Consider the following 22,947-nt stretch of genomic DNA (forward strand, 5'->3'; position numbering starts at 1 on the left):
TATACAATAAAGGGGGAACTAGAATGAAAAAGTGGTTATCATTGTTTGTATTAGCATTTTTGGCATTAGTGCTATCAGCTTGTACAGCAAACAAAAATGCAGGAGAAGAAAAACCTGCAGAGACAACAACAGAGGAAGAAAACGAAGAAGTAGAAGTAGCTACAGAAAAAATACTCTATCTAAATAACGGAAACGAGCCGACCTCGTTTGACCCATCCGTAGGGTTTGATGCAGTATCTTGGAATGCATTAAATAATCTGATGGAAGGATTAGTAAGACTTTCAAAGGATCATATTGCAGAGCCAGCTACGGCTGAGAAAGTAGATGTATCAGAAGATGGTTTGACATATACATTTACAATTCGTGAGGATGCTAAATGGTCTAATGGAGACCCTGTGTTAGCAAGTGACTTCGTATATGGCTGGTTGCATATGTTAAATCCAGAAACGGCATCTCCAGCCGCATTTCTTGCATATTTCATTGAAGGAGCAGAGGCTTACAATAATGGGGAAGGTACTGCTGATGCTGTTGCAATAAAAGCGTTAGAAGAAAAAGTGTTCGAAGTAAAATTAAATGCACCTACAGAGGCATTTTTGAATATTATTACAAATCCAAGCTTTTTCCCGGTAAATGAAAAAGTGGCGACGGAAAACCCAACGTGGTTTACAGAAGCAGACACATTTGTTGGAAACGGGCCATTTAAATTGGCATCATGGGAACATGATGTAAGCTTCTCGTTTGCAAAAAATGAAAACTATTGGGATGCAGGTTCTGTTAAGCTAGACAAAGTGGAATGGGCGATGGTAGATGACTCTAATACGGAATATCAAATGTACGAAACTGGAGAACTAGATGTCTCTGGTGTTCCATCTGAACTTGCAGATCAACTAATGAGTGATCCAGAGCTTAAAAATGAGGATCAAGCAGGTTTATACTTCTATCGTTTTAACGTATCACAAGAGCCTTTTACAAACAAAAAAATTCGCCAAGCATTTGGCTTAGCGGTTAACCAACAAGAAATCGTGGAATTTGTAACGAAAAATGGTGAAAAGCCAGCAGAAGGATTTGTACCATATGGTTTCATTGGTCCAGATGGAAAAGAGTTCAGAGAAACTGCAGGTAAATTGACTGGTTTTGATGCAGAAAAAGCAAAAACATTATTAGCTGAAGGTATGGCTGAAGAAGGATATACAGCATTACCTGAAGTGGTCTTAACATACTCTACAAGTGACGTTCATAAAAAAATTGCTGAAGCTCTTCAAAGTAAGTTCAAAGAAGTATTAGGGGTAGATGTGAAGCTGCAAAACGTAGAAGCTAGTGTTTTCGCTGCGGAGCAAAAAGAATTTAAATACCAATTATCACGTTCATCTTTCTTATTTGACTATGCTGATCCAGTAAACGCATTAGAAAGCTTCATAACTGGTTCTTCTATGAATCGTACAACATGGTCAAATCCTGAATATGATAAATTAATTACTGATATTAAAAATGAAACGGATGAAGCTAAACGTTGGGAAATGTTAATCCAAGCAGATGCAATGTTAATGGAAGAAATGCCAGTTTTCCCAGTACATTATTACAACCAAGTAACACTTGAAAAGTCCAATGTATCTGGTATCGTTAGACATCCGGTAGGTTATATGGATTTAAAATGGGCAGATAAAGAATAAAAAGTATAAGCGCCTAAATTTTGTAATGAAGGATGCGGTGCTCAAAGTAGTGCCGCATCTTCTATATTAAGGAGATTACCTATATGAAAATTCGACCGAAAAGATTGCAAAAGGGAGATACAATTGGCATTATTGCTCCTTCCAGTCCTCCTAATCTAAAACAGCTAAACAATTCACTAGCATTTCTAGATGAATTAGGCTTGTCTTATCAAATGGGGAAAAGTGTAGAAAACGTGTATGGTTATCTTGCTGGTAATGATGAAGATAGATTAGAAGATTTACATGAAATGTTTGCTAACCCGGACATCGCCGGAATCATTTGTGCAGGTGGAGGATATGGTTCTGCGCGTTACACCGATAAAATAGATTTTCAATTAATGAATGAACACCCTAAAATTTTCTGGGGATATTCAGATATTACTTTTTTACATACAGGGATGAATTTATATTCCAATATCGTCACTTTCCATGGTCCAATGCTAGCTTCTGATGTAGGGAAATCTACTTTTTCTAATTTATCCAGAAAAATGTTTCAACAGCTATTTGAGCCAATGGAGCTTCACTATACAGAAGCTATTTCTCCTTTAACTAGTGTTTCGGGGGGAGTAGCCCGAGGAGAGTTAACAGGTGGTAATTTATCGCTACTTGCAAGTGGAATAGGGACCAAATACGAAGTAGACACAAGAGATAAGATATTGTTAATAGAAGACATTGGGGAAGAACCATACCGAGTAGACGGAATGCTCAATCAGCTTCGACAAGCAGGCAAGTTGGATGATGCAGCTGGTTTTGTCATTGGAGACTTTAATGATGCAGAGCCTAAAAAACGCAAAGTTTCCTTGTCTTTAGATGAAGTGCTGGATCACTATTTAGGTGGTTTAGGAAAGCCCACAGTGAAAGGCTTCAACATTGGGCATTGTGAGCCACATTTTGCAGTTCCGCTTGGTGCCGAGGCTCAGTTGGATGCAGATAACTTATCACTTATTATCCTTCCAGGTGTGGAATAAGGAGGACTTCTGGTTGATTATACAATCTATTGAAACATGTGATGTAGCAGTTCCGCTAACAAAGCCTTTTAAAACAGCGCTACGTACTGTTACTACGGCTTATTCCATTTATATTAAGGTCACTACGAGTGAAGGGCAAATCGGTTATGGCGAAGCGCCTCCTACACATGTCATCACGGGAGAATCGATGGACAGTATTCGGTATGCTATCAATGAAATATTAGCGCCTCAGCTAATAGGGATGAATCTATTAGAAAGTGAATTGATTTTTCATAAATTGAACACCTCTCTTGTAAGGAATACGAGCGCGAAAGCTGCAGTTGATATGGCTATACATGATTTACTTTCACGTCAATTCGGACTTCCTTTGTATCAATTTCTAGGAGGGTATCGAAGTACACTCGAAACGGATTTTACAGTTAGTGTAAATCAACCAACAGAAATGGCAGATGATGCCGAACGATATGTAAAAGAAGGGTTTAACATACTGAAAGTTAAGGTTGGTATTGGAGAAATAAAGGATGATATTGACCGTATACATGCAATTCGAGAAAGAGTAGGAGATGGACCGAGGCTAAGACTTGATGCAAACCAAGGATGGAATGCAAAAGAAGCCGTGCGTGCAATCCGAAACATGGAGGATGCTGGTCTTGCTATCGAATTTGTAGAGCAGCCTGTTCCCGCTCATGATATAGAGGCATTAAAATATGTAACCGACCGAACGGATACACCAATCATGGCTGACGAAAGTGTATTTTCAGTACATGATGCCAAAAGGGTTTTAGAAATGCGTGCTGCAGATTTGATTAATATTAAGCTGATGAAATCAGGCGGCATATATAACGCCAAAAAAATAAATACACTTGCAGAAGCAAATGGTGTTGCATGCATGGTAGGCAGTATGATTGAAACAAAAATAGGTATTACAGCTGCTGCTCATTTTGCTGCAAGTCATCCAAACATTCAATACTTTGACTTTGATGCACCACTAATGCTAGCAAAGGATCTTGTTCTTGGAGGGGTCATTTACGAAGCGAGTAAAATGAAGTTTTCCAATGAAAATGGACTGGGAATATCACGAGTCAAAACAGAATAGGGGGCTTATGAATGACAACAGAAGCAAATGGATGGGTTTGTTCTGTGAAGGTAGCTACTGTTTGGACAGAACCGGCTTCTGTCAGAGATTTAGATGCACCAGCAATTGCAAATCCTGTTTTATTAGTTGAATGGCTTGAAGCATTACCTTATAAAGAAAGACTTGCACTTTGTAATGAAAACAGAGTACAAACGCAACTTTTATATGGTGAGCCTGTACTTATAGAAAAAGTCGAAGGAGATTGGGCTAAAATTATAGCTATATGGCAGTCTTCTAAAAAGGATTCTCGTGGATATCCTGGTTGGATACCTTTATCACAACTAGCAAAACAAGAGCGAGTTGATGTAAAAGGTGTTGCTCGTGTGTCCTCCATGAAAGCTCCGTTACTGGACATGAATGAGCAACCGCTGCTTGTACTACCATTTAATGCGATAATTCCAGTTATTTCAGAGGATGCAACCTATTTTCAAGTTCAAACCCCTCATGGTAAAGCATTGATTCAAAAAAAGCATGCAGAATTTGCTGAAACGATGGAGCAATTTCCTCGACAATCCGCAGAAGATGCGGTGGATTTAGGCGAGCTTTACTTAGACGTTCCTTACTTATGGGGAGGTATGTCTCCTTATGGTTATGACTGTTCAGGATTCTCATACAATATGTTGAAGGCTTGCGGTTATTTAATTCCGAGAGATGCGAGTGACCAAGCAGTTAGTGGGGAAGAAGTTCCTCTTCATGATATCTCTTCATGGAAAAAGGGTGATTTAATCTTTTTCGCAAATGATGAAGGGAAAGGATCTGTGCGTCATGTTGGATTTTATTATGGAAATGGACAATTACTTCATTCTCCATCCACCGGACAAACAGTTGAAATTTTAGTATTAAAAGGTTCTAAGCTTGAGAAGGAAATTTGTGCAGTAAGAAGATTTGCCGTATAGGGGGGATTTAGATGGCAGAAAAAGTTCTTTTGTCCGTACAGGATTTAAAGCGTCATTTTGAGATAGGGCACGGCCAAACTTTAAAAGCTGTAGATGGAATTAGTTTTGATATTGTGAAGGGTGAAACTTTTGGTCTGGTTGGGGAGTCTGGTTGTGGAAAATCTACTGCAGGACGAACAATTTTAGGGTTATATAACAAAACGGAAGGAAACGTTTTGTTTGAAGAAAAGAATGTGCATACGATGATTGACAGGGAACGTAAAGACTTTTTGAAAAAAATGCAGATGATTTTCCAAGATCCATATGCATCGTTGAATCCACGGTCAACGGTATTAGAAATTATTGCAGAACCTATGGAAATACATAATTTGTATAAAACAAGAGAAGAGTTAAAAAATAGAGTGTATGAGCTATTGGAAGACGTAGGTCTGAATAGAGATCATGCAAACCGCTATCCACATGAATTTTCTGGTGGTCAAAGACAGCGAATTGGAATAGCTCGTGCTCTTGCACTAGATCCTGAATTCATTATTGCAGATGAGCCAATTTCTGCGCTTGATGTTTCCGTACAAGCCCAAGTAGTGAAGCTGCTTCAACGGTTGCAAAAAGAAAAGGGACTAACGTATTTATTTATAGCTCACGACTTATCAATGGTAAAATACATTTCTGATCGTATTGGGGTCATGTATTTAGGTCATATGGTTGAACTGACAACAAGTAATCAGTTATATGATAATCCACTACATCCATATACTCAGGCATTATTATCTGCCATCCCAATTCCAGATCCAGATATTGAAGAATCAAGACAACGAATTCTATTAAAAGGAGAATTACCTAGTCCTATCAATCCTCCATCTGGATGTGTATTCCGAACTCGTTGTGCCCATGCAATGTCCATTTGTGCAGAAGAAAAGCCAGCTTGGAAGGAACAAGAACCAGGTCACTTTGTGGCATGCCATTTATATAATTAAAGACTTTGTTAACTTTCATAGTTGTTTTTTAAAAGAAATCTGTTCATCTAGTGTAAAGCCAACCATACGGACGTGCGCTTGCCGCACGCTACGCATGAGCCACCGCAGGATGAGTCGTTCGTTTCACTCACTCCCACATCCTTATGCGGAGTCTCATTCTTCGCGCTCATGCGGCGTGTAAGGCGCACATCCTGGTGACACCTGCGAATACATGGAGTATAGAATCACATTTTTGAAACTCTGTACTTTTAACTATTAGCTACATGCGGCCGGCAAGGAATACATATAGGTATGGCAAGATCTGTGCTTTAAGATAACAACAGTACATTTAACAAAGCCTAATTAAAAAAAGCGTCTGCAAATGCAGATGCTTCTTTTTTTATTCCTTAAAACAAGTCCATCCGCCGAATAACGTTGTAGAAAAAAACTTTGTTATACGTACAAAACCAGCCTCTTGCAGTAATCCTACAATTGTTTCTTCAGGCAAATAAGAAAGAGAAAGAATGTCCTGTTCCATTGCTTCGACTTCTTCAACGGATAATTTGGTTGTATCAAGCCAGTAACTTTTCCATAGCTTCAAACGTTCCTTGAACTCATCACTAGTAGGCTCTCCATATTTACTGATTAAAACGAACGGAGCTCCATTTTTTAATCTAGCGTATGTCTCTTGGAGTGTTTTTAATTTTTCTTCATATGCATGAATGAAATGTAAGACTAAAATACATGTTGCAGCATCAAAATTAGTTATACCTTCCACGTCTTCCACAGTACCTTGTAATAATTTTACTCGATCGTTTACTCCAGCTTCTTTGCATTTTTCTCTTGCGACTGACAGCATCGTCTCAGATGGGTCCACCCCTATAAACGTCCACCTTGGATTATTCGAGCTGAAGCTAGTCACTTCATTGCCACCACCTGCTCCTACCACTAATATGTTTGCATCCTCCGCGGTATTTGCTCTTAAAAATGTTTGAATCAATCGAAGCATCGGATCATAGGTAGGTAGTGCCCTTCTAATTCCACTATCATATTGCTTGGAAAGTGTCTCATCAAATTCCATTTTCATCCCTCCTAATTCGAACTTTACCATAATTTAAAAAAGATGCCATAACTGTTTGACAATTTATTTACTACTAGTGTATTATGTAACTGGTACACTAAGACTGAGGGGGAAAATAATGAGTCAATGGAAAGGATTGCTTTGGAAAGAGTGGAACATTTATAAAACATTTGTTTACTTAGCAATCATTGTAAATACACTTGGAATATTAGTAGGACCATTATTAATTCAAAGAGTATTTAATGTAGAACAAAATTTTGGTATACATGTTCTCATAGTTTCAGCCATCTTGGGTTTTTTGCATGTTATGGGAATGTTATTTTTATTTTTTTCAAGTTTAGAGCGAGACATGAAAAGACCAGATATTTGGTTTCATACTGCAGCCTCTTCGTTTAAATTAGTTGGAGCAAAATTATTTTCTATGTCTCTGTTTACTCTAGTGTCGCTAGCTTGCAGTGGTGTAGTGACTACAATAGCTAGTTTGTTGTTTTCGAAATTTAACGTGATACCAATTTTTACTGTGATGAAATTAGAAATTGGACTAATCATAGCAGTTTTATTTTCAACGATTACATTCACCATTGGTATTTTTGCTATGTGGGTTGTTGCGCGTTTGGTACGTCCAATCAATGTTGCCTTTTCAAACGTTATAGCAGTCATTTTATATTTTTTTGGTTTTCATAATTACTCTAAATTTGTGGAGTCCAATATCTACAAAACGTTAACTGGCTACGGAGAAGTAAATCTTCCTGAAATGAGTCTAGGTGAAGTGTCTTCTAAAGATTTCTATATGACTTACCAAGTTAGCAATAACATTTTTATGGGTGAAATAATATTTGAGATCCTCTTTTTTACATGTTTATTTATTGTCTCCGTATTTGCTTTTGATAAGAAAGTGAGAGGATAAATGATAATGGACTTTTTACCTGATAAACCAATATATCAACAAATTATGGAAAGAATTTTTGGAGATTTATTGAAGGGAAACGTAAAGCCTGGGGATCGTTTACCTTCTGTTCGAGAATATGCACTAGAATTTGGCGTCAATGCAAACACGATGCAAAGGGTGTATAAAGAATTGGAACTGATGCACCTTACAGAAACTAAGCGAGGGCAGGGGACATTTGTGACAGAAGATATAAAGCGATTAGAAGTACTTAGAGAAGAAATGATGAAGAGTTTAGTGACTAACTTTATACATCAAATGGAGTCTTTTGGGTTTACTGAGCAAGAAGTGATTGTTCAGATATCGAAAAGGAGCAAGGGTGAAAATGAATGATTCAGTTAAATGAAGTTACAAGAAAATATGGGAAAAAAGAAGCGGTTAAGAATGTTACTGTAACTTTTCCAAAAGGTCGCATAATAGGTTTGGTAGGAGAGAACGGTAGCGGAAAGTCTACATTATTAAAAATGATGTCAGGGGTTGCGGTGCCACAACATGGAAAGATAACACTTGATGGGGTAAATGTTTCACATAAAACTGCAAATTATGTAGCGTATCTGCCTGATGCGGATGAGATTTATCCATATTTTACAGTTAAACAATTATTTCGGTACTATGATTCGCAGTTTACTGATTTTAACTACGATAAAGCATGTATAGTGGCACAATTTTTAGAGGTTGATTTGAATGCATCACTGAAAAAACTTTCAAAAGGGAACAGAGGTCGTGCGAAAATCGCTGCAACTCTTGGGAGAGAAGTGGATTACTATCTGTTAGATGAACCTTTATCTGGCTTAGATCCTATGGTGAGACAATCGATCATTAAAGGATTCATCCAGTTTGTAGATACGGAATCACAAACAATCATTTTATCTACGCACGAGTTAAAAGATGTGGAGCCTATTTTAGATGATATCGTTGTATTACGTAATGGGACTATTATTGCTAATGAGTCAGTGGAAGCTATTCGTGAGATACAAAGAATAGATATTACGACGTGGATGACACGTCTATTTAGGGAAGGTGAGATCGATGGAAACAAAGCCAATAGTTAAACTTCAAAATATAACGAAAGTAATTGGGAAAAAGAAAATAATTGATGATCTTAGTTTAGATTTGTGGCCAGGTCAAATAACAGGGTTTTTAGGTCCCAATGGAGCTGGAAAAACAACGACAATTCGAATGATGACTGGACTCATGAAGCCTACATCTGGAGAGGTTTACATCGATGGGCAAGCAATTTCAACAAATTTTGAAGAGGCAATAGGTAAAGTCGGTGTAATAGTTGAAAATCCTGAAATGTATAAGTTTATGAGTGGTTATAAAAATTTAGTTCATTTTGCCCGAATGAACAAAAATGTTACAAAAGAGCGAATTGATGAAGTAATTGTCCAAGTAGGTCTTCAAAATAGAATTCACGAGAAAGTATCCACTTATTCACTTGGTATGCGTCAGCGTCTAGGTCTTGCCCAGGCACTTTTGCATCGACCAAATTTCTTAATATTAGATGAGCCTACAAATGGATTAGATCCAGCTGGAATTCGGGAATTTCGGATGTATTTACGAAAAATAGCAGTAGAAGACGGCGTTTCAATTTTTGTATCTAGTCACTTATTAGCTGAAATAGAATTAATGTGTGATAGAATCGCTGTCATTCAAAATGGAAAACTAATTTCTATTAAAGAAGTAAAAGGAGAACAAGAATCCCATTATTATGTGGAAGCTACTCCAAAGGAGCAGGCACTAGCATTCTTTGCTTCTAAAAACATAAAAGCTGATGCTTATGAAAATGGCTATCTACTTCCGATAGAAACGAGCGAAGTACCTTCTTTAGTTGAAGAAATGGTATCAAACGGTTTGCAAATTTATGACATGCATCCACATAGAAAAACATTAGAAGATCAATTTTTAGAAATGACAGGAGGCGGACAAATTGCTGAATCTCATAAAAAATGAATGGCTAAAGCTTTGGAGTAAAAAAGCTACATGGGTAATGGTAGTGCTCATAGCGTTATTAATGATTGGGTCTGCAGGCATGACAAAGTGGATGGAAAGTCAGATGGGGTCTACGGATAATTGGAAGCAAGTTTCACAAAATCAAATTAAGTCTTTGGAAGAGCAAATGGCTGTTCCCAATTTGCCTAGTGATGAAAAGGAAATAATAGGTGACCAATTGGCACTTGAGAAACATCGATTGGAGCATGATGTTGCGCCAATTAGTTCAAATAGTGTAAATGGATTTATTAATTCAGTACCTGGTTATCTTTCGTTTATCACTTTATTTACTGTAGTTGTAGCAGCGGGAATTGTAGCGTCCGAGTTTTCGCAAGGGACGATCAAAATGCTATTAACGAGACCGGTGAAAAGGTGGAAAATACTCACCTCCAAACTTTTGACTGTTGGGATATTTGCAATTGTTTTGTCTATTATTATGCTGATTTTTGGAGTAATTGGAGCGTATATTTTCTTTGATTCTGTTCCTGGAACAAATTTAGAAGTACTAAATGGTCAAATAGTGGAGGTTTCTTTCTGGGGTAGACTTTTCTTGCTAATAGGACTGTCGCTTATAAATGTGTTTGTAATTGGAGCGCTTGCATTTATGATCGGTTCTGTATTCCGTTCGAGTTCTCTTGCAATTGGGATATCAATTTTCCTTATGTTCATGGGTGCACAAATAACATATATGTTGTCGCTAAAATTTGAGTTTCCAAAGTATATATTGTTTGCGAATACTGATTTAACCCAATATATTGGTAATGCTCAACCGATGATAGAAGGGTTAACTATGTCATTTTCAATCACCGTAATTTTGATATATGTGCTAGTTTTTCTAGTTGTCAGTTATTGGTCATTCACGAAACGCGATGTAACTGCATAAAATGTTATTGACATATTAGTAATTCTTATTGTATTCTGAAAATAACTTAAGGAAAGGAGTGAGGCATTATGGCAAGTGTATATACAAATCAACGAATCGGTAAGTTCATGATGTCCCACTCTATGTGTTTCTAATTGTAAAACGAATATGCTTTTCATTTGCATTCAACACTGCAAATGTTTTTCGTAAACTTTTTGATGCGCTTCTTTACTAATGACCGGGAAACCATGATTGCTGATTCGTGCAGTCATGGTTTTTTATTGTCTAGCTCTAGTCGCCGATTAACGAGCGACTTGCGCTTTTAAAATTAGGAGGAAGCAAAATTGAATTTAATCGAAAAATATGGTTGGACTAATAAATGGGAAGAAAAAATGACGGCTCAAGGAATTGCGGGCCGTGTGTTACTAGAGCACAAAAATTTATATCGTGTAGTTACAAATGAAGGGGAATGGCTATGTTCTCTATCTGGAAAATTTAAATTTGATCATGATCGAGAGGCATTTCCAGCAGTTGGTGATTGGGTCGTACTTGAGCAAATGCCTGGCGAAGAAAAAGGAATCATTCAAGAAGTGCTTCCACGTATTTCGCAGTTTTCCAGAAAAATGGCGGGCATGACAACGGATATTCAATTAATCGCGGTTAATGTGGATTATGTATTTCTTGTAATGTCGCTCAATCACGATTTCAATGTCCGGAGATTAGAGCGTTATCTATTGGCAGCGTGGGATTCAGGTGCTACACCGGTTGTAGTACTTACAAAGAAGGATACTTGTGATGACCTGGCCTATTATATAAATGAAGTGGAATCTGTAGCTTTTGGAGTAGATATTTTTACCGTGAGTAGCGTCAATGGTGAAGGGATAGACGAACTTTCCTTACTGCTTTCAGCTGGTAAAACAGGAGCACTATTAGGATCCTCTGGTGTGGGTAAATCTTCTTTAATAAATGCTTTATCTGGAGAAGAAGTAATGGCAGTTAGCGACATTAGGGAAGATGATAGTAAAGGTCGCCATACAACGACACACCGTGAATTGTCATTGCTTCCAAGTGGTGGCCTTCTAATAGACACACCTGGGATGAGAGAATTCCAGCTATGGGAAAGTAGTGAAGGTGTAAGTGCAAGTTTTAAAGATATTGAAGAATTAGCGGATGAATGCCGCTTTCGTGATTGTAAACATCAAAAAGAGCCAGGATGTGCAATACGAGAAGCAATTTCGACAGGCTCCCTAAAAGAAGAGCGATATAAAAGCTATGTAAAGTTATTAAGAGAGCTTGCACATATCGAAAGAAAAAATGATATCGTAGCTCGAAAAGTAGAACGAGATAAATGGAAGCAAGTAACGAAAATACAAAGAAGTAATCATAAGAAGAAAATATGATTGCTTTTAAAGGAGTTTTAATGTGATACAGATCCTTTTTCACCAAGAGGAAAAAGTTGCTGAGGAGATTTTAGAAATTCAACTACTTGCTTATAAAGTGGAGGCAGAGCTGATAGAATTTGATGGAATTCCTCAGCTTCACGATTCTATTCATGACATAATTATGTCAAAGGAAATTTTTATCGGATATTATGAAGAGATGCAGTTGACCGGCTTTATATCATTTATGAACACTGAAGAACTTATAGATATTTGCAGACTCGTTGTACATCCGAACTTTTTTCGTAAAGGAATTGCATCCGCATTATTAAAGCATGTGTTAGAAATCAAAAAAGAAAATCAGCAAATTGAAGTTTCAACTGGAGCAAAAAATACCCCTGCTATTCAGCTATACGAACGTTTTGGATTCAATAAAATAAATGATATTGAAATAGAACCGAACTTCTTTATTACACAGTTAATTTACAAGTGAAATATTTATGGAATATAAGTCGTGGCTTTGATACAACCTAACTACTAACCAATCCGGTTAGTAGTTTTTTTGTTGTTTTTGATACGAATCGTATCAATTGCACATCTAAAAATTTCTCGTTATAATATAGTCAAAGTTAGTCAAAGTCAGTTTGCGAGAAGAGGTGAGAAGATGAAAAATATATCTGACATTATTGAAGGTTATTTGAAGTCAATTATAGAAGAAGAGAGTAAGGGGCAAATTGAAATAAAAAGAAGCGAAATTGCTGAAAAGTTTCAATGTGTTCCATCACAAATAAACTATGTGATTAATACTCGATTTACCCAAGATCGCGGTTATTTAGTAGAAAGTAAGCGTGGTGGTGGGGGATATATTCGAATTCTCCGCGTACGTGCGCATAACAAGGCTGATTTGATTGAGCATATAATACAAAGCTTACAAAATGGTGCATCTGAGTCGATGACGGAAGATATTGTATTTCGATTAATCGATGAAGAAGTCATTACAAAACGAGAAGCAAAGCTTATTTTAGCGGCGATGGATCGTACGACTCTTTCGATTCCGCTTCCTGCAAGAGATGAATTGAGATCTCGTATTTTAAGAGCCATGCTATTAACGATAAAATATGAAAAAAAGTGAATTAAACGGGGTGTTGAAAAGTGATTTGTGAAAATTGTAAACAAAGACCAGCGAAAGTAACGGTTACACAAGTGCATAACGGTGAACACTTTGAGAGACATTATTGTGAGGTCTGCGCTAATAGTCTCCACCCGTTTTACGTAGAGTATAAACAGGATCCACTCTCCCTACATCAGCTTCTGTCCAACTGGTTCAGTCATGCAGATCAGCAGCCGGTACACCAGAAACAAAGTAAACCACAATTAGTTTGTGATGAATGCGGTTGGTCCATCCAACGTTTTCTAGATGAAGGGAAGTTTGGTTGTGCTTCTTGCTACGATAGCTTTAGAAAACAACTGCCCAATGTATTTAAACGATTGCATAACGGTAATACTACGCATGTTGGTAAGGCGCCAGGAGCTCTTGGAGAGATACTAGAGATAAAGAAGAAAATAGAAGCTATTCGTTTGCAAATGAAAGATGCTATTGAAACAGAACGTTTCGAGGAAGCTGCTAAGTTAAGAGACGAGGTAAGAGAACTCGAAAGTAAGCTTGCCACGGGAGGTGACGAAACACATGTCGATTGAACGCTTTTTAGACAATTCTCCATCAAGCTGGATGGCGGGGAATGGAGAGCATTCAGATATAGTCATGAGTACTAGAATACGCTTAGCTAGAAACTTAAATGGCTTTCGCTTTCCGCTTGCATTTACCGAAGACGAAGCGCATAAAATTGACCAATCCGTTTCGGCTACTTTATTAGATGCAAATGAAGAGTTGCACGCAAATTTTACTTCTATACAAATAAAAGATTTGTCTGAGTTAAGCCGTCAAGTTTTAGTAGAAAAGCATTTAATTAGTCCGAAACTCGCCAATTCACCAAAAACAGGGTCTGTATTACTATCGGATGATGAGTCTGTCAGTGTAATGGTCAACGAAGAAGATCATATCCGAATTCAATGCTTGTTTCCGGGACTACAAATACAAGAAGCATACGATCAAGCTGATAAGATTGATCGATTATTAGAAAAAGAGTTACCATATGCGTTTGATGAACAATTTGGCTATTTAACAAGTTGTCCAACAAATACGGGAACAGGCTTACGAGCATCCGTTATGATGCATTTGCCAGCTTTGACAATGACAAAACAAATGAACCGAATCATTACAATTATTTCAAGACTAGGAATGGTTGTAAGGGGTATATACGGTGAGGGTAGCGAAGCGCTCGGCAATGTTTATCAAGTGTCCAATCAGACGACCCTAGGTAAAACAGAAGAGGATATACTTGCCGATCTTCAAAGTATTACCGAACAAATTATTCAAAAAGAAAGAGAAGCAAGAAATTCACTATTAAATCATTCTGCCAATACACTAGAAGATCGGCTATACCGTTCACTAGGAACGCTTTCTTTTGCTCGAATTATTTCGACAGAAGAAGCGGCAAAATGCTTATCAGATGTACGTTTAGGAATAGATATGGGACTTATTCAAGACGTAGATGTAACTATTTTGAATGAATGTATGGTGTTTATGCAACCTGGTTTTCTTCAAAAGTATGCTGAAACAACATTAAATGCTTCGGAACGAGATATGTTTCGAGCGAAGTTATTAAGGGAACGGTTGCAAATGGGAGAAAAACTGAATACAAAAGGAGAGGAACTTGCATGATGTTTAATCGATTTACACAAAGATCTCAAAAAGTACTACAACTAGCACAAGAAGAAGCTATTCGTTTAAAGCATGAATCTATTGGTACAGAACATATATTACTTGGTCTTATCCGAGAAGGAAGCGGAATTGCAGCAAAAGCGCTTGAAGCAATCGAAGTAGATCCGAAGGTTATTGAAGCTGGAATTGAAGAGTTAGTAGGGAAAGGGACAGAAGAAGTTGGCCCAATCGTTCATTACACTCCTCGTGCGAAAAAAGTGATTGAACTTTCTGTGGATGAGTCTCGCAAATTAGGTCATTCCTATATTGGAACGGAGCACCTATTACTTGCACTAATTCGTGAAGGTGAAGGCGTTGCTGCGAGAGTATTAAATAATGCAGGAGTAAGCTTGAACAAAGCTCGTCAACAAGTACTCCAATTATTAGGAAGCTCAGACCAATCACATGGCAACGGTAGCAATAGTGCGGCACCTGCCAGTACTCCAACATTGGACGGATTAGCGCGCGATTTAACTCAAATAGCAAGAGAAGGTACACTGGATCCTGTTATTGGACGTAGTAAAGAAATAACCCGCGTGATTGAGATATTGGCTCGTCGTACAAAAAACAATCCTGTGCTGATTGGTGAGCCTGGGGTAGGTAAGACAGCTATTGCTGAAGGTCTTGCACAGCAAATAGTACAAAATGAAGTGCCAGAAATTTTACGTGATAAACGTGTCATGACACTTGATATGGGTACAGTCGTTGCTGGTACAAAATATCGTGGTGAATTTGAAGATCGCTTGAAAAAAGTGATGGATGAAATTCGCCAAGCCGGAAATGTAATTCTATTCATAGATGAGCTTCACACTTTAATTGGAGCGGGCGGAGCAGAAGGTGCAATTGATGCATCAAATATTCTTAAACCGGCATTAGCACGTGGAGAAATTCAATGTATTGGTGCGACTACTTTAGATGAATACCGTAAATACATTGAAAAAGATGCTGCTCTTGAGCGTCGTTTCCAACCAATTCAAGTAGATGAACCATCTGTTGATGAAGCAATTCAAATTATTTATGGTTTGCGTGATCGTTATGAAGCGCATCACCGTGTGAAAATTACAGATGAAGCTGTTGAGGCTGCTGTGAAAATGTCTGATCGTTATATTTCTGATCGTTTCTTACCAGACAAAGCAATCGATTTAATCGATGAAGCTGGCTCAAAAGTAAGACTTCGCTCTTATACAACACCACCTAATTTAAAAGAATTAGAAGCGAAACTAGAAGCGGTTCGTTCGGAGAAAAATGCTGCAGTTCAAAGTCAAGAATTTGAAAAAGCTGCTTCTTTCCGTGATAAAGAGCAAAAACTAAAAGATGAATTAGAAAAAATGAAAGACACTTGGAAAGAAAAACAAGGCAAAGAAGAATCTGAGGTAACAGTAGAAGATATCGCAGCAGTTGTTTCTATGTGGACGGGAGTTCCAGTATCAAAACTGGCACAAACTGAATCTGAAAAGTTATTAAAACTAGAAGAAAAGCTTCATGAAAGAGTAATTGGACAATCAGAAGCGGTTGATGCAATTTCTCGTGCAATACGTCGGGCACGCGCAGGTTTAAAAGACCCAAAACGTCCAATTGGTTCATTTATTTTCCTTGGGCCAACTGGTGTTGGGAAAACAGAACTTGCTCGCGCTTTAGCTGAAGTAATGTTTGGTGACGAAGATGCGATGATTCGTGTAGACATGTCTGAGTACATGGAAAAACACTCAACTTCTCGTCTTGTTGGTTCACCTCCAGGATACGTTGGATTTGACGATGGTGGTCAGTTAACAGAAAAAGTTCGCCGTAAACCTTACTCTGTTATTTTATTAGACGAAATTGAAAAAGCGCATCCAGATGTATTTAATATTCTTCTTCAAGTATTAGAAGATGGACGCTTAACAGATTCTAAAGGTCGTACAGTAGATTTCCGTAATACCGTTGTTATTATGACTTCAAACGTTGGTGCAGATGCCCTTAAATACAATAAGCATGTTGGGTTTAACTTAAATGAAGGTGGAAAAACAGACTATAAAGATATGAAAGGTAAAATGCTAGAAGAATTGAAAAAAGCATTCCGTCCTGAATTCTTAAATCGTCTAGATGAAATGATTGTATTCCACTCTCTAGAAAGAGAACATTTAAAACAAATCGTGACATTGATGACAGAACAGCTTGCGAAACGCTTGAAAGAACAAGGTATTGAGCTTGAATTAACGGAAGCAGCTCAAGACAAGATTACAACAGAAGGATATGATCCAACTTATGGAGCTCGCCCATTGCGTAGAGCGTTACAAAAACATGTAGAAGATCGACTTTCTGAAGAATTACTAAAAGGCGAAGTGCTCAATGGTCAACATGTTGTGTTTGACGTAGAGAACGATGAATTTGTCGTTCGCACAAAAGCAAAAGCAGTTACTGAAGGTTAATAAAAATTTTATGGGCATTCCATACTTTACGTAAGGGATGCCTTTTTTTCAATATAGCGGCAGCGCAGTACCCCTTAAGCTAATAAGCAAATGCTTCTGGTGTAGTGACAGGTGCTAATGTTTTTTTTACATAGGAGGAAGTAATGGCTAAAAGAAAAACGAAATTTATGTGTAATTCATGTGGATATGAGTCAGCTAAGTGGATGGGAAGATGCCCTGGTTGTGGGGAATGGAACACGATGGTAGAAGAGTTAGAAATCGTTTCCAAAGGACCTAAACGTTCTTTTCAGCATTCCACAGGGGTAGCTCAAAAAGCCACACCTATTATCTCGGTAGAAACAGTAGAAGAACCACGAGTAGAAACAGAGCTTATGGAACTGAACCGCGTACTCGGAGGTGGGATTGTGCCGGGGTCGCTCGTATTAATCGGTGGTGATCCAGGTATCGGTAAATCTACTTTACTATTACAAGTCTCTGCGTTGCTTGCCAATAAAGGAGAGCGAGTATTGTATATATCTGGTGAGGAATCTATTAGACAAACAAAACTCCGAGCGGAACGACTTGGTGTCACATCTGCGGAACTATATATATATTCTGAGACAAATTTAGAGTTAATCAATGAAACAATTGAAAGTGTAGAGCCACGATTTGTCATTGTCGACTCTATACAAACCGTACATCATCCGGAAGTAACGAGTGCTCCTGGGAGTGTGTCCCAAGTTCGAGAATGTACGGCAGAACTAATGCGGATTGCTAAGACAAAGAATATAGCGATCTTTTTGGTGGGGCACGTAACAAAAGAAGGACAAATTGCTGGTCCTCGTTTATTAGAACATATGGTAGATACGGTTTTATATTTTGAAGGAGAACGCCATCACACGTATCGTATTTTACGTTCTCAAAAGAACCGTTTTGGATCGACCAACGAAATTGCTATTTTTGAGATGGTACAACAAGGATTAAAAGAAGTATTGAATCCTTCCGAACTATTTTTACAGGAACGCTCCCATGGAGCAGCTGGTTCCGCTATTGTTGCATCGATGGAAGGGACGAGACCGATTTTAGTGGAAATTCAAGCACTTGTCACACAATCGAGCTTTAATTATCCGAAACGAATGGCTACCGGTATTGATCAAAATCGGGTTTCTTTGCTTATGGCAGTACTCGAAAAACGTATGGGATTACTGTTACAAACGCAAGATGCTTATATAAAAGTTGCCGGAGGTGTAAAATTAGATGAACCTGCTATCGATTTAGCCGTCCTAGTAAGTATAGTATCGAGTTTTAGAGATACAGGGGTTACCCCAACAGACTGTTTTATTGGAGAAGTTGGACTTACAGGTGAAGTGAGAAGGGTATCCAGAATCGAACAACGTGTGCAGGAAGCTGCAAAATTAGGGTTTAAAAGAGCAATTATCCCTGCTTCTAATATAGGAGGCTGGGATTATCCGAAAGGCATTCAAGTAGTAGGCGTTGAATCTGTAAATGATGCCATGAAAGAAGCTTTTCAATAAAATATATTTGTTTCTATAAATGAATTAACAGGGGTGACTAGTTGCTCCTGTTAGTCATAATAGACTTATAACAAAATTTGACGTTATAATAAATGATAACTGGAGGTGGAATGTTTGTTAAAATGGATTATTCAAATTGCATTCATTTTAATAGGAGGTACATTAGGGTTAATATTTTTACCGCACTTATATGAACTTATAAATTTATCCAATAACCCTTGGATTCATAATCCATATGTATCTGTTATTATCGGTGCAATCATACTTTACGTTGCAGCATTATTTTTAACAGACTATTTAATTAATTTCATACGATGGATGGAAGAGCGTCTTTTAAAAGCCCCTATAGGTGACTTACTGTTTGGTACATTGGGGCTTGTCATTGGTTTGATTGTTGCATTTTTACTTGGAACAGCTATTAATAATATTGCTATACCAGGTATAGGCTCGGTTGTGCCGGTGCTTTTATCTATTGTACTTGGTTATTTAGGTTTTCAAGTAGGGTTTAAAAAGCGGGATGAGCTTTTGCAAGTTTTTACTCCTTCCAAGCAATCAGGAACTAAGAAGAAAACTCAAGAGGAAGAGGAGCAAGGTTTAATCACTGGAACATATAAACTTCTTGATACTAGCGTTATAATTGATGGACGTATTGCAGATATTTCACAAACAGGATTTATGGAAGGTATTTTGGTAGTCCCACAATTTGTACTAACTGAGTTACAGCATATAGCAGACTCTTCAGATACATTAAAAAGAACTAGAGGACGTCGAGGGCTAGATGTATTGAAAACATTACAAACAGAACGTGCTTCTGCAGTAAAGATTGTAGAGGATGATTTCGAAGACATTCAAGAAGTAGACATGAAGCTTATGCGTTTAGCGAAGAAGATGAATGGCATTGTTGTAACGAATGATTTCAACTTAAACAAAGTTTGCGATCTTCATCAGGTGCGGGTACTTAACATTAATGATCTGGCAAATGCGGTTAAACCAGTCGTTATTCCCGGGGAAATAATGCATGTAGTCGTAATTAAGGATGGGAAGGAGCATAACCAAGGTGTTGCTTACCTAGACGATGGTACGATGATTGTTGTAGAAGGTGGGAAATCATATATTGGACAAGCGTTGAATGTGGAAGTGACAAGTGTACTTCAAACTTCAGCAGGTCGAATGATTTTTGCTAAACCACAAGACTCGAAATAATAGGGGAGGGTTGTTTCCTAGATTTTCAATAGGATAACACCCTTTTTCTATTGTTACATAGAGGAGAGAATTAGGGGATGTATACGGTATTATTACCCGCTGCAGGCAGTGGGAAGCGCATGGGAGCAGGGCAGAATAAGCTTTTTTTGAAGTTGAGAGATATTCCGATTTTAATACATACTTTGCGCGTTTTTGAGAATGACCCCATGTGTCAACACATTGTGTTAGCGGTTAAAAAAGAGGAACAGACATACATTGAACAATTATTATTGAAACACGAGATTACAAAAGTAGCAGCTATTACGGAAGGAGGAGCAGAACGTCAGCATAGTGTATATGCTTGTTTAAAAGCTTCTCCAAGCCAAGGGATTGTACTTGTACATGACGCAGCAAGGCCGTTTATTAAACGAGGGGTTATTCACCAGCTTGTTGAAACTGCTACTCAATCGAGAGCAGCGGTAGCGGCAGTTCGTGCCAAAGATACGATGAAAAAAGTGGAAAATGGTATAATTCAAGAAACAGTAGATCGAGAAAGTTTATGGATTATTCAAACGCCACAAGCTTTTCAGTTTGAGCTATTAGAAAAAGCAGAGCGCTTGGCAAATGAAGAAGGCTTTTTAGGGACAGATGAAGCGATGCTAGTCGAACGTTTAGGAGAAAGCGTACATATCGTGGAGAGTACATACGATAATTTAAAAATGACTACGAAAGAAGATCTCCTTTTTGGTGATGTGATTTTAAATAAAATGAAGCAGGAGGAACAATAAGATGATACGAGTTGGACAAGGATTTGACGTACATGAATTTGCGGAAAATCGCCCTTTAATAATTGGAGGAGTTACAATTCCTTATGAAAGAGGACTAATTGGACATTCAGATGCAGATGTATTGCTTCATACGATTACAGATGCAGCACTTGGAGCAATCGGTGAAGGGGATATCGGCAAACATTTCCCGGATACAGATCCAGATTTTAAAGATGCAGATTCAGCCAAGCTACTGGAGCATATTTGGAAATTAGTAGATGCTCACGGATACAAATTAGGTAATATCGATTGTACAATTATTGCACAAAAGCCTAAAATGGCACCTTATATTGAGGCAATTCGTGTGCGTGTGGCGGAGTTGCTTCAAGCGGATGTATCCCAAGTAAACGTGAAGGCAACAACAACAGAAAAGCTTGGATTTACGGGACGTGAAGAAGGAATTGCTTCAATGGCGACAATATTGCTTATAAAGAAAGACTAACTTTTAAAAAGACGTTAGCAGTGGTAGAATAAATAAAGTTTATCCCGCTTTAAGGATAGTAAGATATGGTCATCTGTAAAGGAAACTATCACAAGCTGAAGTTTCACTTTATATGAACGAAAACTAGGAGGATTTACAATGACACAAGAAGTTCGCGTACGATACGCGCCAAGCCCAACAGGGTATTTACATATCGGAGGGGCTCGAACAGCATTATTTAACTATTTATTTGCACGTCACAATAACGGGAAGTTTATCGTTCGTATCGAGGATACAGATATTGAACGAAATGTAGAAGGTGGCGAGTTATCTCAGCTTGAAAATCTTAAATGGTTAGGTATCGAATATGACGAGTCAGTTGATATTGGTGGACCATACGCGCCTTATCGTCAAATGGAACGACTAGATATTTATACAAAGCATGCAGAAGAAATGTTAGAAAAAGGGCAGGCGTATAAATGTTTCTGTACTTCAGAGGAATTAGAAGCAGAACGTGAAGTGCAAAAAGCAAACGGAATAGCTGCGCCTATGTACAACGGTAAATGTCGTCATTTATCTGCAACAGAAGTACAAGAAAAAGAAGATGCAGGTATGCCTTATACAATCCGTATGCGGGTTCCTGAAAATGTAACCTACACATTTGAGGATTTAGTTCGTGGATCCGTTACTTTTGAATCCAAAGATATTGGTGACTGGGTACTTGTAAAAGCAAATGGCATTCCAACATATAACTATGCGGTAGTTTTAGATGATCACTTTATGAAAATTTCCCATGTATTCCGTGGGGAAGAGCATTTATCTAACACTCCAAAACAATTAATGATATTTGATGCGTTTGGGTGGGAATATCCTGCATACGGTCACATGACGTTAATCATTAATGAAAATCGTAAAAAGCTTTCAAAACGTGACGAGTCTATTATTCAATTTGTTACGCAATACAAAGATCTAGGTTACTTACCTGAAGCAATGTTCAACTTCTTTGCACTTTTAGGATGGTCTCCTGAAGGGGAAGAAGAGATATTCTCTAAAGAGGAAATTATAAAAATATTTGACGTGAATCGTTTATCTAAATCACCTTCCATGTTTGATAAACAAAAATTAACGTGGATGAATAATCAATATATTAAGCAATTACCACTTGAAAAAGTTGTGGAACTAGCATTGCCACACTTACAAAAGGCGGAGCTACTTCCAGCAGAACTATCGGAGGAACAACATGCTTGGGCAACGAAGCTAATTGCTCTATACCACGATCAAATGAGCTTTGGTGCTGAAATAGTTGAATTGTCATCACAGTTCTTTGAACATGATATTGCATATACTGAAGAAGCGGAAGAAGTGTTAGCAGGTGAACAAGTTTCAGAGGTAATGGCTGCATTCAAAGCACAGTTAGAAACTTTAGAAATATTTGAAGCAGCTGAAATTAAAGCTGCGATCAAAGCAGTTCAAAAAGAAACTGGCCATAAAGGGAAAAATTTATTTATGCCAATCCGTGTAGTAACAACTGGTCAAACACATGGTCCTGAGTTGGCAGATGCTATCAGTCTTATCGGAAAAGAAAATGTAATTGCTCGAGTAGCTAAATACGCAAAACAATAATATTGACTTTCCTCTAGTAAGGTGTGAAAATGAGGATACAAATTCCGAACGGAAGCTAGAAAAAGCAAGGATGAGGAGAAGTAAGTAACACAAGTTCTTTAGAGAGGACCATCACCGGCTGAAAGTGGTCTGAACCAATGAGTTACTGAAATGCACCTCTGAGTGCCATGCCGAACATGTCAGTAGGCTGGACGTATCATCTGCGTTAAGGATGCGAAGTGGGAAGGGTG

At 38.0% G+C, this 22,947-nt stretch carries 22 protein-coding genes and 1 other annotated feature (1 of these 23 running past the window's edge); of the genes, 21 read left to right on the top strand and 1 reads right to left on the bottom strand.

Features of this window, described 5'->3' with window-relative positions:
* The first annotated feature begins 23 nt into the window (after positions 1 to 23).
* The 5 genes from P2Q73_RS17700 (at position 24) to P2Q73_RS17720 (ending at position 5,682) form a co-directional block, all read left to right on the top strand.
* Entirely contained in the window at positions 24 to 1,670 is a 1,647-nt protein-coding gene (locus P2Q73_RS17700) for a peptide ABC transporter substrate-binding protein (protein WP_056831237.1), read from the top strand.
* An 83-nt stretch (positions 1,671 to 1,753) separates the two neighbouring features.
* A complete protein-coding gene (locus P2Q73_RS17705; protein ID WP_275789577.1) occupies positions 1,754 to 2,677 on the top strand; it encodes a S66 peptidase family protein in 924 nt (307 codons plus the stop codon).
* Between the two features lie 13 nt (positions 2,678 to 2,690).
* On the top strand, positions 2,691 to 3,773 hold the full coding sequence (locus P2Q73_RS17710) for a mandelate racemase/muconate lactonizing enzyme family protein (RefSeq protein ID WP_275789579.1): 1,083 nt from the start codon (positions 2,691 to 2,693) through the stop codon (positions 3,771 to 3,773).
* A gap of 11 nt (positions 3,774 to 3,784) precedes the next feature.
* Positions 3,785 to 4,708 carry a C40 family peptidase gene (locus P2Q73_RS17715; RefSeq protein WP_053591274.1) on the top strand — a complete coding sequence of 308 codons (924 nt, stop codon included), beginning with the start codon at positions 3,785 to 3,787 and terminating at the stop codon, positions 4,706 to 4,708.
* Between the two features lie 11 nt (positions 4,709 to 4,719).
* Positions 4,720 to 5,682, top strand: a complete 963-nt coding sequence (locus P2Q73_RS17720; RefSeq protein WP_056831227.1) for an ABC transporter ATP-binding protein — start codon at positions 4,720 to 4,722, stop codon at positions 5,680 to 5,682.
* 379 nt (positions 5,683 to 6,061) lie between these two features.
* Here the strand turns inward: P2Q73_RS17720 and P2Q73_RS17725 are convergent, their stop codons facing one another.
* Complete coding sequence (locus P2Q73_RS17725; RefSeq protein ID WP_275789584.1) at positions 6,062 to 6,742, bottom strand: class I SAM-dependent methyltransferase; 681 nt, start codon at positions 6,740 to 6,742, stop codon at positions 6,062 to 6,064.
* A gap of 118 nt (positions 6,743 to 6,860) precedes the next feature.
* Here P2Q73_RS17725 and P2Q73_RS17730 point away from each other — a divergent pair, with 118 nt between their 5' ends.
* The 16 genes from P2Q73_RS17730 (at position 6,861) to gltX (ending at position 22,717) form a co-directional block, all read left to right on the top strand.
* A complete protein-coding gene (locus P2Q73_RS17730) occupies positions 6,861 to 7,649 on the top strand; it encodes a hypothetical protein (RefSeq protein ID WP_275789586.1) in 789 nt (262 codons plus the stop codon).
* A 6-nt stretch (positions 7,650 to 7,655) separates the two neighbouring features.
* The gene (locus P2Q73_RS17735; protein WP_345798860.1) at positions 7,656 to 8,021 is read left to right on the top strand and encodes a GntR family transcriptional regulator; all 366 of its coding nucleotides are present in this window, start codon (positions 7,656 to 7,658) and stop codon (positions 8,019 to 8,021) included.
* Positions 8,018 to 8,740 carry an ABC transporter ATP-binding protein gene (locus P2Q73_RS17740; protein ID WP_056831219.1) on the top strand — a complete coding sequence of 241 codons (723 nt, stop codon included), beginning with the start codon at positions 8,018 to 8,020 and terminating at the stop codon, positions 8,738 to 8,740. Before P2Q73_RS17735 ends, P2Q73_RS17740 begins: the two co-directional genes overlap by 4 nt.
* A complete protein-coding gene (locus P2Q73_RS17745; RefSeq protein WP_275789643.1) occupies positions 8,718 to 9,641 on the top strand; it encodes an ABC transporter ATP-binding protein in 924 nt (307 codons plus the stop codon). Before P2Q73_RS17740 ends, P2Q73_RS17745 begins: the two co-directional genes overlap by 23 nt.
* Positions 9,619 to 10,563: an ABC transporter permease gene (locus P2Q73_RS17750; RefSeq protein WP_275789646.1), complete on the top strand. Its 945-nt coding sequence runs from the start codon at positions 9,619 to 9,621 to the stop codon at positions 10,561 to 10,563. The genes P2Q73_RS17745 and P2Q73_RS17750 overlap by 23 nt, the downstream gene beginning before the upstream one ends.
* Before the next feature lie 371 nt (positions 10,564 to 10,934).
* Positions 10,935 to 11,942 carry a ribosome small subunit-dependent GTPase A gene (rsgA, locus tag P2Q73_RS17755; RefSeq protein WP_345798861.1) on the top strand — a complete coding sequence of 336 codons (1,008 nt, stop codon included), beginning with the start codon at positions 10,935 to 10,937 and terminating at the stop codon, positions 11,940 to 11,942.
* 22 nt (positions 11,943 to 11,964) lie between these two features.
* Positions 11,965 to 12,414, top strand: a complete 450-nt coding sequence (locus P2Q73_RS17760; RefSeq protein WP_275789652.1) for a GNAT family N-acetyltransferase — start codon at positions 11,965 to 11,967, stop codon at positions 12,412 to 12,414.
* A gap of 171 nt (positions 12,415 to 12,585) precedes the next feature.
* The gene (locus P2Q73_RS17765; RefSeq protein ID WP_053591284.1) at positions 12,586 to 13,053 is read left to right on the top strand and encodes a CtsR family transcriptional regulator; all 468 of its coding nucleotides are present in this window, start codon (positions 12,586 to 12,588) and stop codon (positions 13,051 to 13,053) included.
* Positions 13,054 to 13,073: 20 nt separating this feature from the next.
* Positions 13,074 to 13,619 (top strand): UvrB/UvrC motif-containing protein, encoded by a 546-nt coding sequence (locus P2Q73_RS17770; RefSeq protein WP_053591285.1) that lies wholly within the window; start codon positions 13,074 to 13,076, stop codon positions 13,617 to 13,619.
* Entirely contained in the window at positions 13,609 to 14,703 is a 1,095-nt protein-coding gene (gene mcsB / locus P2Q73_RS17775; protein WP_056831208.1) for a protein-arginine kinase McsB, read from the top strand. Before P2Q73_RS17770 ends, mcsB begins: the two co-directional genes overlap by 11 nt.
* Positions 14,700 to 17,150, top strand: a complete 2,451-nt coding sequence (locus tag P2Q73_RS17780; protein ID WP_056831206.1) for an ATP-dependent Clp protease ATP-binding subunit — start codon at positions 14,700 to 14,702, stop codon at positions 17,148 to 17,150. The genes mcsB and P2Q73_RS17780 overlap by 4 nt, the downstream gene beginning before the upstream one ends.
* Before the next feature lie 143 nt (positions 17,151 to 17,293).
* Entirely contained in the window at positions 17,294 to 18,664 is a 1,371-nt protein-coding gene (gene radA, locus P2Q73_RS17785) for a DNA repair protein RadA (protein ID WP_053591288.1), read from the top strand.
* Positions 18,665 to 18,778: 114 nt separating this feature from the next.
* Positions 18,779 to 19,867, top strand: coding sequence for a PIN/TRAM domain-containing protein (locus P2Q73_RS17790; protein WP_056831205.1), 1,089 nt, complete (start codon positions 18,779 to 18,781; stop codon positions 19,865 to 19,867).
* A 77-nt stretch (positions 19,868 to 19,944) separates the two neighbouring features.
* A complete protein-coding gene (ispD, locus tag P2Q73_RS17795; RefSeq protein ID WP_275789659.1) occupies positions 19,945 to 20,634 on the top strand; it encodes a 2-C-methyl-D-erythritol 4-phosphate cytidylyltransferase in 690 nt (229 codons plus the stop codon).
* 1 nt (position 20,635) lies between these two features.
* Complete coding sequence (gene ispF / locus P2Q73_RS17800; RefSeq protein WP_056831201.1) at positions 20,636 to 21,115, top strand: 2-C-methyl-D-erythritol 2,4-cyclodiphosphate synthase; 480 nt, start codon at positions 20,636 to 20,638, stop codon at positions 21,113 to 21,115.
* A gap of 138 nt (positions 21,116 to 21,253) precedes the next feature.
* Positions 21,254 to 22,717 carry a glutamate--tRNA ligase gene (gltX, locus tag P2Q73_RS17805; protein ID WP_275789663.1) on the top strand — a complete coding sequence of 488 codons (1,464 nt, stop codon included), beginning with the start codon at positions 21,254 to 21,256 and terminating at the stop codon, positions 22,715 to 22,717.
* Between the two features lie 58 nt (positions 22,718 to 22,775).
* Positions 22,776 to 22,947: a binding site (T-box leader), on the top strand; it runs 51 nt beyond the window's last position.

Origin of the sequence: Bacillus sp. Cr_A10, assembly GCF_029222665.1 — a bacterium.
In the GTDB taxonomy this organism is placed as follows: Bacteria; Bacillota; Bacilli; order Bacillales_A; family Planococcaceae; genus Psychrobacillus.

Bases quoted from the DNA above. Each gene is read 5' to 3' on its own strand.
- ispD (WP_275789659.1), top strand. From the start codon at position 19,945: ATGTATACGGTATTATTACCCGCTGCAGGCAGTGGGAAGCGCATGGGA.
- P2Q73_RS17740 (WP_056831219.1), top strand. From the start codon at position 8,018: ATGATTCAGTTAAATGAAGTTACAAGAAAATATGGGAAAAAAGAAGCG.
- ispF (WP_056831201.1), top strand. From the start codon at position 20,636: ATGATACGAGTTGGACAAGGATTTGACGTACATGAATTTGCGGAAAAT.
- gltX (WP_275789663.1), top strand. From the start codon at position 21,254: ATGACACAAGAAGTTCGCGTACGATACGCGCCAAGCCCAACAGGGTAT.
- P2Q73_RS17780 (WP_056831206.1), top strand. From the start codon at position 14,700: ATGATGTTTAATCGATTTACACAAAGATCTCAAAAAGTACTACAACTA.
- P2Q73_RS17730 (WP_275789586.1), top strand. From the start codon at position 6,861: ATGAGTCAATGGAAAGGATTGCTTTGGAAAGAGTGGAACATTTATAAA.
- radA (WP_053591288.1), top strand. From the start codon at position 17,294: ATGGCTAAAAGAAAAACGAAATTTATGTGTAATTCATGTGGATATGAG.
- P2Q73_RS17735 (WP_345798860.1), top strand. From the start codon at position 7,656: ATGGACTTTTTACCTGATAAACCAATATATCAACAAATTATGGAAAGA.
- P2Q73_RS17715 (WP_053591274.1), top strand. From the start codon at position 3,785: ATGACAACAGAAGCAAATGGATGGGTTTGTTCTGTGAAGGTAGCTACT.
- P2Q73_RS17700 (WP_056831237.1), top strand. From the start codon at position 24: ATGAAAAAGTGGTTATCATTGTTTGTATTAGCATTTTTGGCATTAGTG.
- rsgA (WP_345798861.1), top strand. From the start codon at position 10,935: ATGACGGCTCAAGGAATTGCGGGCCGTGTGTTACTAGAGCACAAAAAT.
- P2Q73_RS17725 (WP_275789584.1), bottom strand. From the start codon at position 6,742: ATGGAATTTGATGAGACACTTTCCAAGCAATATGATAGTGGAATTAGA.
- mcsB (WP_056831208.1), top strand. From the start codon at position 13,609: ATGTCGATTGAACGCTTTTTAGACAATTCTCCATCAAGCTGGATGGCG.
- P2Q73_RS17705 (WP_275789577.1), top strand. From the start codon at position 1,754: ATGAAAATTCGACCGAAAAGATTGCAAAAGGGAGATACAATTGGCATT.
- P2Q73_RS17765 (WP_053591284.1), top strand. From the start codon at position 12,586: ATGAAAAATATATCTGACATTATTGAAGGTTATTTGAAGTCAATTATA.
- P2Q73_RS17720 (WP_056831227.1), top strand. From the start codon at position 4,720: ATGGCAGAAAAAGTTCTTTTGTCCGTACAGGATTTAAAGCGTCATTTT.
- P2Q73_RS17745 (WP_275789643.1), top strand. From the start codon at position 8,718: ATGGAAACAAAGCCAATAGTTAAACTTCAAAATATAACGAAAGTAATT.